The 16,013-nt window shown below is 70.5% G+C and carries 17 protein-coding genes and 1 pseudogene; 6 read left to right on the top strand and 12 right to left on the bottom strand.

The window, feature by feature from the left end; genetic code table 11:
- The first annotated feature begins 638 nt into the window (after positions 1 to 638).
- Positions 639 to 2,465 carry an endonuclease/exonuclease/phosphatase family protein gene (locus ACZ7M3_RS16955; RefSeq protein WP_472064088.1) on the top strand — a complete coding sequence of 609 codons (1,827 nt, stop codon included), beginning with the start codon at positions 639 to 641 and terminating at the stop codon, positions 2,463 to 2,465.
- A 96-nt stretch (positions 2,466 to 2,561) separates the two neighbouring features.
- Here ACZ7M3_RS16955 and ACZ7M3_RS16960 read toward each other — a convergent pair whose 3' ends face one another.
- From ACZ7M3_RS16960 to ACZ7M3_RS16975, 4 genes are all read right to left on the bottom strand, one after another.
- Positions 2,562 to 3,296, bottom strand: coding sequence for an SRPBCC family protein (locus ACZ7M3_RS16960; protein WP_472064090.1), 735 nt, complete (start codon positions 3,294 to 3,296; stop codon positions 2,562 to 2,564).
- 20 nt (positions 3,297 to 3,316) lie between these two features.
- Entirely contained in the window at positions 3,317 to 4,069 is a 753-nt protein-coding gene (locus tag ACZ7M3_RS16965) for an ArsR/SmtB family transcription factor (RefSeq protein ID WP_472064092.1), read from the bottom strand.
- 71 nt (positions 4,070 to 4,140) lie between these two features.
- Entirely contained in the window at positions 4,141 to 4,809 is a 669-nt protein-coding gene (locus ACZ7M3_RS16970) for a hypothetical protein (protein ID WP_472064094.1), read from the bottom strand.
- Positions 4,806 to 4,952 carry a hypothetical protein gene (locus ACZ7M3_RS16975; protein WP_165854120.1) on the bottom strand — a complete coding sequence of 49 codons (147 nt, stop codon included), beginning with the start codon at positions 4,950 to 4,952 and terminating at the stop codon, positions 4,806 to 4,808. The genes ACZ7M3_RS16970 and ACZ7M3_RS16975 overlap by 4 nt, the downstream gene beginning before the upstream one ends.
- Positions 4,953 to 5,120: 168 nt before the next feature.
- On the opposite strand from ACZ7M3_RS16975, the gene dapA reads away from it, so the two are divergent.
- From dapA to helR, 3 genes and pseudogenes are all read left to right on the top strand, one after another.
- Positions 5,121 to 6,041: a 4-hydroxy-tetrahydrodipicolinate synthase gene (dapA, locus tag ACZ7M3_RS16980; RefSeq protein WP_472064096.1), complete on the top strand. Its 921-nt coding sequence runs from the start codon at positions 5,121 to 5,123 to the stop codon at positions 6,039 to 6,041.
- A 391-nt stretch (positions 6,042 to 6,432) separates the two neighbouring features.
- Positions 6,433 to 6,834 (top strand): annotated as a pseudogene (locus tag ACZ7M3_RS16985) (glycosyltransferase); the annotation flags it as partial.
- 122 nt (positions 6,835 to 6,956) lie between these two features.
- Positions 6,957 to 9,125, top strand: coding sequence for an RNA polymerase recycling motor ATPase HelR (helR, locus tag ACZ7M3_RS16990; protein WP_472064098.1), 2,169 nt, complete (start codon positions 6,957 to 6,959; stop codon positions 9,123 to 9,125).
- Between the two features lie 59 nt (positions 9,126 to 9,184).
- On the opposite strand, the gene ACZ7M3_RS16995 is transcribed toward helR, so the two are convergent.
- Positions 9,185 to 9,532, bottom strand: a complete 348-nt coding sequence (locus ACZ7M3_RS16995) for a DUF1330 domain-containing protein (protein WP_472064100.1) — start codon at positions 9,530 to 9,532, stop codon at positions 9,185 to 9,187.
- Positions 9,533 to 9,746: 214 nt separating this feature from the next.
- Between ACZ7M3_RS16995 and ACZ7M3_RS17000 the strand changes: the two genes are divergently transcribed.
- Complete coding sequence (locus tag ACZ7M3_RS17000) at positions 9,747 to 10,235, top strand: hypothetical protein (protein WP_472064102.1); 489 nt, start codon at positions 9,747 to 9,749, stop codon at positions 10,233 to 10,235.
- Here the strand turns inward: ACZ7M3_RS17000 and ACZ7M3_RS17005 are convergent.
- From ACZ7M3_RS17005 to ACZ7M3_RS17025, 5 genes are all read right to left on the bottom strand, one after another.
- Positions 10,216 to 10,611, bottom strand: coding sequence for a hypothetical protein (locus ACZ7M3_RS17005; RefSeq protein WP_472064104.1), 396 nt, complete (start codon positions 10,609 to 10,611; stop codon positions 10,216 to 10,218). The genes ACZ7M3_RS17000 and ACZ7M3_RS17005 overlap by 20 nt on opposite strands.
- 199 nt (positions 10,612 to 10,810) lie before the next feature.
- Entirely contained in the window at positions 10,811 to 11,800 is a 990-nt protein-coding gene (gene dapD / locus ACZ7M3_RS17010) for a 2,3,4,5-tetrahydropyridine-2,6-dicarboxylate N-succinyltransferase (protein ID WP_452963423.1), read from the bottom strand.
- Positions 11,801 to 11,948: 148 nt separating this feature from the next.
- A complete protein-coding gene (locus ACZ7M3_RS17015; RefSeq protein ID WP_067364252.1) occupies positions 11,949 to 12,488 on the bottom strand; it encodes a TetR/AcrR family transcriptional regulator in 540 nt (179 codons plus the stop codon).
- Positions 12,488 to 12,808, bottom strand: a complete 321-nt coding sequence (locus tag ACZ7M3_RS17020; RefSeq protein WP_060902166.1) for a DMT family transporter — start codon at positions 12,806 to 12,808, stop codon at positions 12,488 to 12,490. Before ACZ7M3_RS17020 ends, ACZ7M3_RS17015 begins: the two co-directional genes overlap by 1 nt.
- Positions 12,809 to 12,872: 64 nt before the next feature.
- Positions 12,873 to 13,877 (bottom strand): sulfotransferase family protein, encoded by a 1,005-nt coding sequence (locus tag ACZ7M3_RS17025; RefSeq protein WP_472064107.1) that lies wholly within the window; start codon positions 13,875 to 13,877, stop codon positions 12,873 to 12,875.
- Between the two features lie 283 nt (positions 13,878 to 14,160).
- On the opposite strand from ACZ7M3_RS17025, the gene ACZ7M3_RS17030 reads away from it, so the two are divergent.
- A complete protein-coding gene (locus ACZ7M3_RS17030) occupies positions 14,161 to 15,135 on the top strand; it encodes an AbfB domain-containing protein (protein WP_472064109.1) in 975 nt (324 codons plus the stop codon).
- A 69-nt stretch (positions 15,136 to 15,204) separates the two neighbouring features.
- Here the strand turns inward: ACZ7M3_RS17030 and ACZ7M3_RS17035 are convergent, their stop codons facing one another.
- Positions 15,205 to 15,543: a metal-sulfur cluster assembly factor gene (locus ACZ7M3_RS17035; RefSeq protein ID WP_054235892.1), complete on the bottom strand. Its 339-nt coding sequence runs from the start codon at positions 15,541 to 15,543 to the stop codon at positions 15,205 to 15,207.
- Entirely contained in the window at positions 15,540 to 16,004 is a 465-nt protein-coding gene (gene sufU / locus ACZ7M3_RS17040; protein ID WP_266415309.1) for a Fe-S cluster assembly sulfur transfer protein SufU, read from the bottom strand. The genes ACZ7M3_RS17035 and sufU overlap by 4 nt, the downstream gene beginning before the upstream one ends.
- Positions 16,005 to 16,013 lie beyond the last annotated feature (9 nt).

Raw genomic sequence — 16,013 nt, forward strand, 5'->3', positions numbered from 1 at the left:
CCGAACAGCGGGATCGAACGGCCCGAACGAGCGGAACCGGGCGACCCGACCGGCGGGACCGACCAAGCATGACAAGCAGGAAACGCAGTACAAGCATGGCGAGCGGAACAAGCGTGACATCCACCGGGGTCCGGCAGCGCACCCACCGGGCCCGGCAGCGCACCCCCGGATCCGGCGGCACACCACACCCACCGGGGCCCGGCAACGCATCACCCGACCCAGGCAGGACACCCACCGGAGCCCGGCAACGCGCATCCGCCCGACCCGGCAGAACGCCCACCAGAGCCCCGCTGGACGCCCACCGAGTCCATAAGGACATCGCCCCGCAGGACATCCGGCGCGCCCTCGCACCGCCCCCGGACCCGAGGGTCCGGACGCCACGCCGGAAAGCCGCGTCGACGGCTCAGCCTAGACGGATTTCCACCCATGCCGCCCGGTTCATGTCCCTGTCAGGAGTTGTACATCACTCCATCCTTGACAACTCCCCTTCCCACACACGAGATTGACGCGCGTAGAAGTTCAGAGGGGCACCTGTCTCACCAGCTTCTACGCGCGTCACCGACCCGCACACAGGTCGCGCTACCCCTACACGTTCCACCCTCGTCCCGGCGCTCATGTACGTCCCCGGAGGGATTCCCTTGCCGAGCAAGAGAACCGCGCGCATCGGCGCGCTGACCGTAGCCGCGGTCTGTTCCACCGTCTCCGCCGTGGTGCTGACCGCACCCGCCCACGCGGACACCGTCCACATCCACGACATCCAGGGCACCACCCGGACGTCCCCCTACGCGGGCCAGAAGGTCACGGACGTGGCGGGCATCGTCACGGCCCTGCGGACCTACGGCTCGTCCCGGGGTTTCTGGATCCAGGACCCGACCCCGGACACCGACCCGGCCACCAGTGAGGGCGTCTTCGTCTTCACCAGCTCCACCCCGAAGGTCGCCGTCGGCGACTCGGTCACCGTCACGGGCACCGTCTCGGAGTACGTGCCCGGCGGCGCCTCCTCCGGCAACCAGTCGCTGACGGAGATCACCAAGCCGACGATCACGGTGCTGTCGTCCGGCAACGCGGTCCCCGCGCCCACGGTCGTCAACAGCCGTTCCGTGCCGGCCGCCTACACCCCCGCCGGTGACACGGCCGCGAGCGGTTCGATCAACGCGCTCACCCTGCAGCCGACGAAGTACGCCCTGGACTACTACGAGTCCCTCGAGGGCATGAACGTCCAGGTCGCCGACACCCGCGTGGTCACCGCCACCGACCCGTACAGCGAGCTGTGGGTCACGGTGAAGCCGCACGAGAACGTCACCCGCCGCGGCGGCACGATCTACGGCGCGTACACCTCGCAGAACAGCGGACGCCTGCAGATCCAGTCCCTCGGTTCGACCGCCGACTTCCCCGTCGCGAACGTCGGCGACAAGCTCGCCGGCACCACCGCGGGCCCGCTCGACTACAACCAGTTCGGCGGCTACACGCTCGTCGCGAGCCAGTTGGGCACCCTGGAGAAGGGCGACCTGAAGCGCGAGACGACCCGCAAGCAGTCGCGCGGCGAGCTGGCCGTGGCGACGTACAACGTCGAGAACCTGGACCCGGGCGACGGCACGTTCGCCGCCCACGCGGCCGCGATCGTGAACAACCTGCAGTCGCCCGACATCGTGTCCCTGGAGGAGATCCAGGACAACAACGGCGCGACGGACGACGGCACGGTCGCCGCCGACCAGACGGTCACCAAGCTGATCGACGCGATCGTCGCGGCGGGCGGCCCGAAGTACGACTGGCGTTCCATAGACCCGGTCAACGACAAGGACGGCGGCGAGCCCGGCGGCAACATCCGCCAGGTCTTCCTGTTCAACCCGGAGCGGGTCTCCTTCACGGACCGCGCGGGCGGCGACTCGACGACCGCCGTCGGTGTCACCAAGGTGCACGGCAAGGCCCAGCTGACGGCCTCCCCCGGCCGGATCGACCCGGCCAACACGGCCTGGACGTCCAGCCGCAAGCCGCTGGCCGGTGAGTTCGTCTTCCGTGGCAAGACGGTCTTCGTGATCGCCAACCACCTCAACTCCAAGGGCGGTGACCAGGGGCTGACCGCGCAGTACCAGCCCCCGGCCCGCAGCTCGGAGACCCAGCGTCATCTGCAGGCGACGGCGGTGAACTCCTTCGTCAACGAGATCCTCAAGGCGCAGAAGAACGCCGACGTGCTCGCCCTCGGCGACATGAACGACTTCGAGTTCTCGGACACCACCAAGATCCTCGAGGGTGACGGCGAGCTCTGGTCGGCGATCAAGTCGCTGCCGAAGAGCGAGCGTTACACGTACGACTACCAGGGCAACCAGCAGGTCCTGGACCAGATCCTGGTCAGCCCGTCGATTCGCAAGGGCTGCGACTTCGACTACGACAGCGTGCACGTCAACTCGGAGTTCTCCGACCAGATCAGCGACCACGACCCGCAGGTACTGCGGTTCCGGCCGTAGGCCTGTAGGGGCTGTGGATGAGGCCACAGCCCCGAGAAGGGAAGAGCCCGGCCCCGTCGTCCGGGGGGCCGGGCTCTTCCCTTCCCTTGCCCGATGTCAGGCGGCGAACGTCTCGTTCAGCCAGCCCTTCCAGGCGGTCTCGTTGCGCTTGGCGTCGGCGCCGGACGCGAAGTCGTGGACGCTCATGCCGACGGGGGCACCCCAGTGGTTGCGCCCGAAGAAGCGGATGAGGGCGTCGTCGGTGCGCAGCCCGATGAAGTACGGGTTGCGGTAGTCGACCACGGCCTCGAGGAGCTGCCCCTCGGGTCCCCGGGCCTGCACCCGCGCGCCCTCGGCCGTGTCGTCCGCGAGGCCGAGCGCCCGCCCGACGGCGGCGAAGGCGTCGGACGCCGTGGACGCGCCGGGCCCGTCGAAGGTGGCGAAGGCGACCGGGCGACCCGCGAAGTGCGTCACGTACTGGCGCAGGGTGTGCAGATAGAAGTCCGTGTGCTTGCTCGCGCCGTCGTACTGGTTGTCCCAGTCCTCGACGAAGATTCCGCTGTGCACGTACCGCACCCAGGACCGGCGGCCGTCGTCACGCGACTCGATGGTCTCGTCGATCTGGTTGAGGGTCTGCTGGGAGATGCCCTCGACGTCCTCGACCAGGCTGGTGAGGCGGTGCGGCGGGTCCCAGTTGGTGAGCGTGGAGCCGAAGGGCCCGGTCCCGCCCTGGCGCGGCTCGAACTCCATCGGCCACAGCCAGCCGCCGGTACCGGTGGTGATCGCCTCCCACATCTGCTCCGGGGTGGCGTCGACCTCGAACTCGCGGGCGATCTCGAATTCCTTGGACATGGTGATGGTTCTCCTGTGGTTCAGTCCTGGCCGGGCGGGGTCGAGTCCACCGCGAGGGCGGCCTCCGGCGTCGCGGCGGCCCCCGCCTCGACGGTGACTTCCGGGGTGACGGTGCCTTCCGGCTTGGCGATGGCCTCCGGCTTGGCGGTGACCTCCGGCTTGGCGATGGCTTCCGGCTTGGCGATGACTTCCGGCTTGAGCGTCGGGTGGACGGCGACGACGATCCGGTGGTCGCGCCCGCCCTCCGCGTTCCCGTCGTGGTACTTGCGGATGAGCGCGCCGACCCCTTGCGTCAACTCCTCGATGAACGCGGCGCGGTCGGCGGCGGAGGCGAAGGTCACCTCACCGTCGAGCGCGTAGGTGGCGAGCCGCTTGCGGGCCTTCGCCGCGCCGGTGATCAGTGCCCCCACGTCCCGGACCAGCCGGGCACCGACGGCGAGCAGCCAGCGGGCCGAGAGCTGGTCCCGAAAGCGGTCGGGGTCGGGCTGCACGGCGGCGAGGGCGAGCGGCGAGATGACGTACGACGATGCCGTCGCGCGCATCAGCCGCTCGGTGACATTGCCCTTGCGGCGCTCGCCCGCGAGCTCGACCAGGCCGTGCCGCTCCAGCGCCTTCAGGTGATAGTTCACCTTCTGCCGCGGCAGTCCGACCTTTCCGGCCAGCATGGCGGCCGACGCGGGCCCGGCGGCCAGCTCGGCCAGCAGCCGGGCCCGTATGGGGTCAAGCGAGACGGCGGCTGCCTCGGCGTCCTCGATCACGGTCACGTCCAACATGACCCCACCGTCTCACCGAACACTTTTTTTGTCCAGACGGGTCAAGTTGTCGGGGAATCGGAGGAGGGGACTCAGCCCTGGGGCCCACCCCGGTCGAGACGTGCCAGCTGGGCCTGGAACCAGTCCAGCCGGGCCTGCAACAGTGCCGCCTCGGCCACGAGTTCGGACACCCCGAGCCCGGCGGGCAGATCTCCGACCGCGGCCCCGCTCCCGGCGCGGACCCGCAGCCCGTCACCGGCCAGCCGCGCGAACCCCGCCAACGACAGGGACGTACGACCGCGTACGCAGCCCGCGCAGGCCGCCGCGAGGGCGCGCCAGCCGGAGCGCCCCCAGCCCGCGTCCGCGAGCGCGGCGGCCACCGCGCCGCAGGCGCAGGGACCGACCGTCGCGCTCCGCACCCGCTGGCGGGCGTAGCGGAACCCCTGTTCGAAGCGGATGTAGGCGCCGAGGACGGAGATCTCCAGGAGAACGGCCGCCCGGTGCTCGGCGGTGCAGAGCATGGCCTCGGCCGTGGCCGAGTCGTGCACGCAGTGGAAGCCGCAGTCGCAGCGGCGGTGCGGCGCCCGGTGCCGCAGCCCGTAGACGCAGCGCGCCTCGTCCAGCACTCCGTACGGCACCGCGCCGCCCAGTGAGACGCCGGTGAACCCGGCCCGGGTGCCGTCCTGGGACAGCACCGGGTGGGCGATCTTGTATCCGGTCGGCGGCTCCGTCGGGCGTTCCTCGGGGAGCCGCAGCCTCATCGGGCGACCGGGACCTCTTCGGGCACGGACGCCTCCAGCTCCTCGATCTTCTCGGGGAGTTCCTCGGGAAGTTGGAGATTGTCTTCGTCCGCGCGAGTCCGCTCCTGCGCGACTCCGGTGGCGAGTGCCTTGCCCAGCCTCATGACGCCTCCCGCGATCTGCCGTCGACTTCCGTCCCCGCCATGGTGACCCATGAGGGGCCGGGTTGGCACCAGGGCCTCGCGAAAGCGGCTACCTGGTAGCAATGCTTCCCTTTATCTCGTAGAAGAATTAAGTGGAGCTTCACAGTGGAGCTGCCGAGACTAGCTCGTATGACGACCTCAGCCCCCTCCGCCTCTACCTCTTCCCCCACTCCTCCCTTCGGCCGTGCGCTCTGCGCGATGGTCACGCCCTTCACCGAGGCGGGCGCGCTCGACCTCGACGGGGCGGGGCGGCTCGCCGACCGGCTGGTCCACGCGGGCTGCGACGGCCTGGTCCTGTCCGGCACCACGGGCGAGTCGCCGACCACGACCGACGCCGAGAAGTCCGCGCTCGTACGCGCCGTGCGCGAGGCGGTCGGCGACCGGGCCGTGATCGTCGCGGGCGTCGGCACCGCCGACACAAGGCACACCGTCGAACTGGCCCTGGCGGCCGAAAAGGCGGGCGCGGACGGCCTGTTGGTCGTGACGCCGTACTACAGCAGGCCTCCGCAGGACGCCGTCGAGGCCCACTTCCGCGAGATCGCCGACGCCACCGGACTGCCGCTCACGCTGTACGACATTCCCGGCCGCACCGGCACCCGCATCGAGCCCGATACCCTGATCCGGCTCGCCGAGCACCCCCGGATCGTCGCCGTCAAGGACTGCGCGTACGACCTCCTCGGCACCCAGAAGGTGCTGGCCCGCACGGAGTTGGCGTACTACGCGGGCTGCGACGAGCAGGTGCTCGCGCTGCGGGCGGTCGGCGGGACCGGATACATCAGCACGGTGGCGAACGCCGCCCCGGGCGCCTTCCGCGCGATCCTCGACGCGTTCGAGGCGGGGGACACGGCGGAGGCGGCCCGTCGGCAACAACGCGCCGTCCCGCTCATCGAGTTGATGATGTCGTCGGGCCTGCCCGGCACGGTCACGGCCAAGGCCCTGCTCGGCCGGCTCGGCCTGCCCGCGGGTCCGGTCCGCCCGCCGCTGCGGCCCGCCGGCCGCGAGGTGACCGACGGACTGCTGGCGGCGTACGAGGAGTTGGCGGCCGCCTGAAGTACGACCGTCTTCAACAGCATGGACGACCGATTCGCCACGAACTCCCGGAAGCTCTTCCGCGCTTCGGCATCCATGATCAATTCCACAGCGGACGAGCAAGAGAAAAGGCAAGGAGGTGATGACCCACTCCTTGCCACTCTCAACTTATAGCGCACCGGGGGGCTTGCGGCAAGGCCCCCGTCGTGCCGCAGAATCTCCGGCCGAGGCCGGAATCTGCGGAAACGGGGAGTCGCGAAGTGCGTGTGCTGTTGTCGGCGTGGGGATCGCGCGGGGGCGTCGAACCGCTGGCGGGACTCGCGGTGGGGTCGCGGGAACTCGGCGCGGAGGTGCGGGTGTGCGCGCCGCCGGACGAGGAGTTCGTGACGCTGCCGGCGACCGGCCTGACGCCGGCCGGCGCGCGCTCCTTGCCCGCAGCTGGGCCGACCTGGTCCCGATCGACGACGTCGATGACTGTTTCGTCGGCGAGATCAACCAGCAGGTGTTGTTCGGCCGGGTGGCCGCCGTCGTGCACCACGGTGGCGCGGGCACCACGACGACGGCCGCCCGGGTCGCCGAGTTGGGCATCGGCGCGGCCCACGACGGTCCGACTCCGACCGTCGCGTCCCTGTCGGCCGCGCTCGGGACGGCCCTGGCCCCCGGGACTCGCGCCCGAGCGAGGGCCGTGGCCGCCACGATCCGCACCGACGGGGCGACGGTGGCCGCGAAGCTTCTCCTCGACATGATCGACATGACTGGCATGGCTGGCATGACCGGCATGACCGGCCGGGAGAAGCCGCGCATGTCCGCATGAGTCACACGGGACCGTCCCCATCAGGACCCCGCACACGAGAACCCGCACACGCCGGTCCGGACGCCTTGCCGCGCGCAAGGGTCACGAGCGACCTCACCTTCGCAGCATTCGGAGCCAACGACGTGAACCCCCTGACCACCAGCGCGTTCGACCTTCCCGACCGTCTCTCCGCCAAGGCCGACCCGACACTGATCGCCGGCGACGAGCAGCACTTCGCGGCCCTCGCGGAGTGCCTGGAGCAGTCGATCGCCGAGCTGACCGAACGCCTCGACGCCGCGCGCAGGGCGCCCGGCGCGCTCGGCCAACAGGCGATGGACCGGGACATCGAGATCCACCGGCTGACCGCTCGCCTGCGCGCGCTGCGCCGCTTCGGTCTGGACCTGTGCCTGGGGCACATGGTCGGCGCGGACGGCCCCGAGCCCGTGTACGTCGGACGACTCGGCCTGACGGACAGCACGGGTCGTCGGCTGCTGCTCGACTGGCGCTCCCCCGCCGCCGAGCCGTTCTTCGGAGCCACCCACGCCAACCCGATGGGGCTGGCGAGCCGCCGCAGGTATCGCTGGACCCGCGGCCGGATCGGCGACTACTGGGACGAGGTGTTCACGTCGGACGGGTTCGCCGGGCACGCCGCGCTCGACGACCAGTCCGCCTTCATCGCCGGCCTGGGCGGCGACCGGTCGGGGCGGATGCGCGACGTGCTCGGCACCATCCAGGCCGACCAGGACGCCATCATCCGCGCGGGATCACGCGGCGCTCTCGTCGTCGACGGCGGCCCGGGTACGGGCAAGACGGTCGTCGCGCTGCACCGCTCCGCCTACCTCCTCCACTCAGACCCGCGCCTCGGTCACCGCCGGGGCGGCGTGCTGTTCGTCGGTCCGCACCGGCCCTACCTGGCCTACGTCGCCGACGTCCTGCCCAGCCTCGGAGAGGAGGGCGTGCAGACGTGCGTCCTGCGAGACCTCGTCGCCGAGGGGGCCGCGGCGACGACCGAGGCCGACCCGGACGTGGCCGCCCTGAAGTCGTCCGCGAACCTGGTGAAGGCGATCGAGGCGGCCGTCAGGTTCTACGAGGAGCCGCCCGCCAAGGGGATGACGGTCACGACCCACTGGTCCGACATCTGGCTGAGCGCCGATGACTGGGCCATGGCGTTCGAAGCGGCGGAACCCGGTACTCCGCACAACGAGGCCCGCGACCAGGTCTGGGAGGAGCTGCTCACCATCCTGGTGGACAAGCACGACGACGCCTCGGCGCATGACGACGACGTCTCGGCCGACCTGCTCCGCACGTCGCTGCAGCGCAGCAGGGAGCTGCTGCTGGCCTTCAACCGCGCCTGGCCGCTGCTCGAAGCGGCCGACCTCGTCTCGGATCTGTGGTCGGTACCCGCCTACCTGCGCAAGTGCGCACCCTGGCTCGGCCCCGACGAGGTCCAAAAGCTGCAGCGCGAGGACGCCCAGGCCTGGACGGTGTCCGACCTGCCGCTCCTGGACGCGGCACGGCAGCGGCTCGGCGACCCGGAGGCGGCGCGACGCAGGCGTCGCAACGAAGCGGCCGTGGCCGCCGAACGCGCGCGCAGGGCCGACGTCATCGACAGCCTGCTGCAGAACGTCGTGATCGACGAGAGCGAGGGCGCGCTGGGCATGCTGCACGGACAGGACCTGCGGGACACCCTGGTCGACGAGAGCGCGCTGCCCGGCACCGAACCGGACCTGCTGGCGGGCCCGTTCGCGCACATCGTCGTGGACGAGGCCCAGGAGCTGACCGACGCGGAGTGGCAGATGCTGCTGTTGCGGTGCCCGTCCCGGAGCTTCACCATCGTCGGGGACCGCGCCCAGGCCAGGCACGGGTTCACGGAGTCATGGCGGGAACGGCTCGAGCGGATCGGGCTCGACCGGATCGAGTCGGCCTCCTTGAGCATCAACTACCGGACGCCGGAGGAAATCATGGCGGAGGCCGAGCCGGTCATCCGGGCCGTGCTCCCGGACGCCAATGTGCCGACCTCCATCCGCGGCGGCAGCGTTCCCGTCGTCCACGGATCCGCCGCGGATCTGGGCTCGATCCTCGACACCTGGCTCGCCACGCACGCCGACGGGATCGCCTGCGTCATCGGCGATCCCTCGTTCCGGACGACGTCCCGCATCCGTTCGCTGACCCCGGAGCTGTCGAAGGGGCTCGAGTTCGACCTGGTCGTCCTCATCGACCCGGAGGCGTTCGGCGAGGGCATCGAAGGAGCGGTCGACCGCTATGTCGCGATGACCCGAGCGACCCGGCAACTCGTCATCCTCACGAGCTGACGATGCGTAGGTTGCTTCGACACCGACGGTCGACAGGGCGCGCCGGCCGAGCTCGAGGGCTACTCGGCGGGCAGGGTCTCCCGCATCGCCCTTGCGGTGGCGGCCGGGTCGTAGCCCTCGGGGACGCCTTCGACCAGAATGATCTCGCCCTCGATGTGCCGCGACCGCAGCGGCGCGATCTCCTGGTACGCGGGTGAGTCCCACCAGGCCCGCGCTTCGGCGACCCCCGGGAACCCGATCACGACGACGTGCCCGGGCCAACGGCCCTCCTTCACCTCGTGCTGCGCGGCGTGCACGAGAAAGCGTCCGCCGTACGGCTCGAAGGTGGTGGGTATGCGTTCCATGTACTCGGCGATCTCCGGGTGCGGAGCGGCCTCTTGCAGGTGGGCGATGGCGTAGGCGGGCATGGTGTCCTTCCGGTCGGTCGAACTCCGTACGCTGGAAGCCTGGCATGCGGACGCACCCCGGTCGATGACCTGAGAGGTAAGCGGACCCCGCCCGCAGCGCGGAAGGGAACGCGGGCGTCGGCGTATTCCCACGGCTACCCGGGTCCGGTTGCGCGCTCTTGCGAACTGGTGCGGCGCAGCCGATAGGCTCGGCCCATGACGTCACATCAGGCGGATGCCGCGTAGGTCCCCGCGCGAGCTGCGGGCCACCGTGCCCGACGGGCGAAGCGATGGTGTCGCGAGCACGCTGCTCATCGGCGCGTGTCCTGGGCCGCCGGCGTGTGCCGCCGTGCACACGTGCCTCTTCGTCGACGGCCTCGACCTGATCGCGCGCAGCGACAGCAGAATGGCCGGCCTCGATCCGAGGCGACTGCTCCGTCCGGGCGGACCGCTCTGTCCGACGGATACGCCGTGCAACGTGCATGTGGCAGCCCAGGAGCAGCCCGAGCCGGGGCCGGACAGGCTGACCGTCCGGGTCCGGCTCCGGGGCGAGACGGTCGTCTGGTCCGACCTGATGTACCCGGGCCTCGATGGCACGGTGATCGAGGAGGCTCACTTCCGCCTGGAGCAGTACCTGGGCGAGATCGAGCGCGCATACGCGGCGTTGAAGGATCAGCTGGTGAGCCGCTCCGGCACTGCTGAGATCAAGCCGGCACAGACATGAAGCCGCCGCGGACCGTGCCCAAGGACAGCAGGACGGACCAGTCGAGTATGTCGGGCAACCGGTCCAAAGACAGGACCACGGCTCCACCGGCCCGCTCGGCGTCCTCGCACCAGTCGGCCATGTCGCCGGATGCCCCGGCGTCGTCGGCCCCGCCGACCACCGGCGCGGCAAGAGCGGGGACGACGAGCCCGTGGTCCCCGGGTCCGTCCACGACACACAGAGTGAGTCGGGGGACGATGCCCCAACCCTCGCACCGGGGCACCGCCCCGTCGGGCGCGGCCAAGAGGGGTAGGGCGTCGTGGACAGGCGCGTCGGCCAGCAGGAGCACGGGCGTGGCGCCACGGACGAAGAGAGTGTTCTCGGGATTCAGCAGCATCGGAACACTCTCGCAGCGTGGGGAGTAGGCGTGGCGGACGGATGTCTGGAGTGGCAGCGAGCGCCCTCCCGGCCGTCCTGGGGCCGTGGAAGGGCGCTCGATGGTCACCTACGTCGACAGCCGCCGACAGCCTCCGACAGCTCGGCGGCTGGTCAGGGCGTTCGTCGAGGAGGCGGCCGCGGGTCACGGCCACCCGTGATCAGTTGTGGCTGTGCAGAATCTCGTTCAGGCCGCCCCACACCGCGTTGTTCGGCCGCGCCTCGACGGTTCCGGTCACCGAGTTGCGGCGGAAGAGGATGTTCGACGCACCGGACAGCTCGCGTGCCTTGACGATCTGCCCGTCGGGCATGGTCACGCGGGTGCCCGCGGTGACGTACAGCCCCGCCTCGACCACGCACTCGTCGCCGAGGGCGATACCGACGCCCGCCTCGGCGCCGATCAGGCAGCGCTCGCCGATGGTGATGCGGACGTTGCCACCGCCGGACAGGGTGCCCATGGTGGAGGCGCCGCCGCCGATGTCGGAGCCGTCGCCGACCACGACGCCGGCCGAGATGCGGCCCTCGACCATCGACGTGCCGAGCGTGCCCGCGTTGAAGTTCACGAAGCCCTCGTGCATGACGGTGGTGCCCTCGGCGAGGTGCGCGCCGAGCCGGACGCGGTCGGCGTCGGCGATCCGGACGCCCTTGGGGGCGACGTAGTCCGTCATGCGCGGGAACTTGTCGATGGACGTCACCTGGAGGTGCAGGCCCTCGGCGCGGGCGTTGAGGCGCACCTTCTCGACGTCGTCCACGGCGACCGGGCCGATCGAGGTCCAGGCGACGTTGGCGAGGTGACCGAAGATGCCGTCGAGGCTCTGGCCGTGCGGCTTCACGAGGCGGTGCGAGAGCAGGTGCAGACGCAGGTAGGTGTCGTGCGCGTCGATCGGCTTCTCGTCCAGTGAGGCGATGACCGTGCGGACCGCGACCACTTCGACGCCCCGGCGGGCGTCGGTCCCGATGGCTTTGGCGGCGCCTTCGCCGAGCAGCTCGACGGCACGCTCGGCGGACAGCCGCTCGGTGCCGGCCGGGCCGGGTTCGGCGGACAGCTCGGGCGCGGGGAACCAGGTGTCGAGGACGGTGCCGTCGGCCGTGAGGGTGGCGAGGCCGGCGGCGACGGCGCCGGTGGTGCGAGTAGCAGTCGTGTCGGTCATGGGTGAAACCTAACGCGGCCCGGGGCGCGCGAGCGAACCGGTCCACCCGCCATCTCACGTGCCGGGCGCCCCGTACGCCCCTGTGCGGGACGCACGGCAGGACCCCGCCCCCGCACCCCGCGCGTCCCCTCGCGCCGAGCCCTCCCCCTCAGCCGATCACCCGCCCCAACACCTCCCGCGCGTACCCCTCGTCGTACGAGGCCCCCGTCAGCAGCACCTGCAGACAGATCCCGTCCACCAGCGCCACCAGCGCCCTCGCGGTGACGGGGTCGGTACGGCGGGCGAGGGGTTCGGCGAGGTCCTGGACCCATTCGGCGGCGACGGGCCGCAGGGCGGGGCGGCGCAGCGCCGCGAGGTAGAGCTCGTACTCCAGCTCCACCCCCGTACGGTCGCCCGCGAGCCACTCCCCCATCAGTCCGGCGAGTTCGCCGGCGAGGTCGGCCCCGGGGTCCTCCAGCGCGCCGCGCGCGGCGATCACCTTGGCGAAGCCCTCGTTCGCCTGGCGCAGCGCGGCGACCATGAGCTCGTCGAGGGTCTTGAAGTGGTACGTGGTGGAGCCGAGCGGCACATCGGCCTCGGCGGCGACGGTGCGATGGCTCAGTCCGGCGAGTCCCTTGGCGCCCACGACCCGGATCGCCGCGTCGATGATCCGCTGCCGCCGCTCGGGGTCGTAGCGGCGCGCCGCCATCAGTGGGCCCCGCCGAGGTTCAGCACCACGACACCGCCGATGATCAGCAGTATCCCGGCGACCTTGGTGAAGCTGAGTGCCTCGCCGAGGAACACCATGCCGATCGCGGCGATGACGGCGGTGCCGGCGCCGGCCCAGATCGCGTAGGCCGTGCCGACCTGGACGGTCTTGAGGCACTGCGCGAGCAGCACGAAGGCGATGACGTATCCGAGGACGGTCACCAGCGAGGGCCAGAGCCTGCTGAAGCCCTCGCTGTACTTCATGGCGGTCGTGGCGGCCACCTCGGAGGCGATGGCTCCGGCGAGCAGTGCGTATCCCATGTGTACGAGTGTACGCATCGATGCGTACGCGCGTACACAAGGAGCGCGAGCCCCTCGCCACAGCTCACCCCACAGCCGGCCGGCAGGCCACCGGCCCCGGTTCGCGCACCCGCGCCAGGAGGTCGAGCGTCCGCCGCTTGGCGTGGGCGGCCCGGCGCAGTACCTCCACCCGCCGGTAGCGCAGCAGTTCGGCGGGGTCGGGGCGGACGGCTCCGGCGAGTTCATAGCCGTACGAGGTCAGCCGTTCGCCCAATACGGCCTCGCTCAGCCGTATTTGATCGGGCGTCAGTCTGGTGGTCCAGGTGCCCGCCCGGGAGGTGTCCAGTGCGCCGTGGGTGCGCCGGTGCCAGGTCTTGCGGGCGGGTACGGCCAGGCCGGCGACGCGGTGCGGCTCGGTCATCCCGGGGGCGTACTCCTCTCCCAGAAACCCGCACACGCCCCGGAGTTGACCCGCGGGATCGGCCACGAGGTCCTCGAAGCGAAGTGGGTACCAGCTGTCCGGGCCCAGTTCGCGCGCGTACTTGCGGGTGGTGTCCACGACCTGTGCCCAGGTGGCCACGGCCTCATGGAATCCCCGGTGCCACCAGGGCATCCGGAGCAGCGAGGCGACGCAGTCCCGGCCGTCCCGTACGAGGTGGACGAACTGCGCGTCGGGGAACAGTCGCAGGATCTCCGCCACGTGCAGGGCGTACGCGGGCCGCTTGTCGCCCCAGCGCACCTTGCCGTGCTCCTCGGCGTACGCCCGGAGCGCGATCCCGAGCGCCGAACCGAGGGTCGGCGGCCCGTCGGTGATCCGCTCGGCCACGCGACCGGCGTCCAGCCCGAGCTCGTGGAAGCGGGTCTCCTTGCGGCCGGTGATCCAGCGCGCGAGCCCGGCCCGGTTGTCGCGCTCCGCCAGATCGCCGAACGCCAGCCGTCCTTCGTAGGCGGGGAGCACGAAGCGTGTTTCGGGCGGCAGGGCGATCCGTGGATGCGCGTGCAGCATCAGTTGGAGAAGCGTGGTTCCCGAGCGGGGGCAGCCGAGGACGAACACCGGGCGCGTGGGGGCGGGTTGCACAGAAGCGGACACGACCTCACGCTGTCGCGCCCCGATGAGCCCGGACTTGGATCACACTGAGAATGCAATGTGAAGCCACCACGCCCATGAAATCCCATGAACCCCCATGAATCCCCGTGGGGCCACCAGGATCAGCGGGGAAACGGCTGCTCAGAAGTCACCAAGTCCACTACTGTTTCACCAGTCGCGCACCGGGTCTCCACGGCTACCGCCGTTCCGTGTGCCTGCGCCCCCTCTTGTGCTGAGACCAGTAGACGAATCCGCGTGCGCCTTGGGCGACGCTGGAGGAACGCGCATGCCAGAAACAACGCCAGAGCCCGAACTCGAGCCCGGACCCGACCAGGCCGTGCCCACTTCGGAGGAACCCGCCTGGCGCCCCACCCCCCAAGGCACTCCCTATCCCGCGGAACTGCCTCCCTTCGTCGAGCCGCCGGTGCCCTGGGAGTCCGGGGAGTTCCCGGACGAGGGACGGCTGCCCGGAACCCGACGGCTGTGGATGGCCGGCGGACTCGCGGTGGCGGTGCTCATCGCCACCGCGACCGCCATCGCCGTACTGGACAGCAACACTGACGCCGCGTCGAAGAACCGGGCGAACCACACCGCCTCCGACACCGACGTCCCGTTCATACCCGGCTTCTCCGCCTCGGCCGACGGCAGCACCACGGCCCCGGCAGGCAAGAACGCCCTGTCCTCCCCGCGGCACTCCGACTCCACCTCCACCGCGTCGGACTCGGCCTCGCCAGGGCCCTCGGAACAGGGGTCCGACGACAAGCCGGTCACCGGCACCCCCGAGCCGTCGAAGACCGCCTCGTCCAGCAAGCCTCCCGAGTCCAAGCCCGTCTCCTCGCGGAAGTCGGTCCAGTCGGTCAACTACCCGAACCGCTACTGGCATCTGAGCAACGGCTTCGTACGGCTCGACCCGGTGGATTCGGGCAGTTCGGGCTCGACCAAGCGGGACGCCAGCTTCAAGGTGGTGGCGGGACTCGGCAACGCCAACTGCTACTCCTTCGCCACCGCCGACGGCGCCTATCTGCGCCACCGCAACTTCTCTCTGCGCGCCGACCGCAACGACGGCTCCGACCTCTTCCGGAAGGACGCCACCTTCTGCCCCCGGACGTCCCCGTACACGGGCGCCGTCATGCTGGAGTCGATCAACTACCCGGGCCGCTATCTGCGCCACCGCAACTTCCAGCTCCGCCTGGACAGAGACGACAACAGTCGGCTCTTCCGCTCGGACTCGGCGTTCCGTGTGGTGGACGGCTGGTCCTGAGCGCAGGAACACCTGTGGCCCCCGGCGAACTGCCGGGGGCCACAGACGTGTGCGCAGGTGTGCGCGGACTCAGACGTTGAACCCGAGCGCCCGAAGCTGCTCACGCCCGTCGTCCGTGATCTTGTCCGGGCCCCACGGCGGCATCCAGACCCAGTTGATGCGCAGTTCGTTGACGATGCCGTCCGTGGCGGACTTGGCCTGGTCCTCGATGACGTCGGTGAGCGGGCAGGCCGCGGACGTCAGGGTCATGTCGATCGTCGCGATGTTCGCGTCGTCGATGTGGATGCCGTAGATCAGGCCGAGGTTGACGACGTCGATGCCCAGTTCGGGGTCGACGACGTCGTACAGCGCCTCACGGACTTCTTCCTCCGAGGCCGGCTTCATCGTCAGGGTCTCGTTCTCGCTCATGCCGTCTTCCTCTCGGCGCTCTCGCCCAGAGCCTGGGCCGTCGCGTCCTTCCACGCCATCCAGCTCAGGAGGGCGCACTTGACCCGGGCCGGGTACTTGGAGACACCGGCGAACGCGACCGCGTCCTCCAGCACCTCCTCCATCGCGTCGTCGGGCTCGATCCTGCCCTTGGACTGCATCAGCTCCAGGAAGGTCTCCTGGATCTTCTGACCCTCGGACACGTCCTTGCCGACGAGGAGCTCGTTCAGCACGGACGCCGAGGCCTGGCTGATGGAGCAGCCCTGCCCCTCGTACGAGATGTCCGCGATCTGCTCGCCGTCGTACTTCACCCGCAGCGTGATCTCGTCGCCGCACGTCGGGTTGACGTGGTGCACCTCGGCATCGCCATCCCGCAAGCCTCGCCCATGGGGGTGCTTGTAGTGGTCCAGGATGACTTCCTGGTACATCGAATCAAGCTTCACGTCTCAGCC

The organism is Streptomyces sp. NPDC111656 (genome assembly GCF_055656965.1).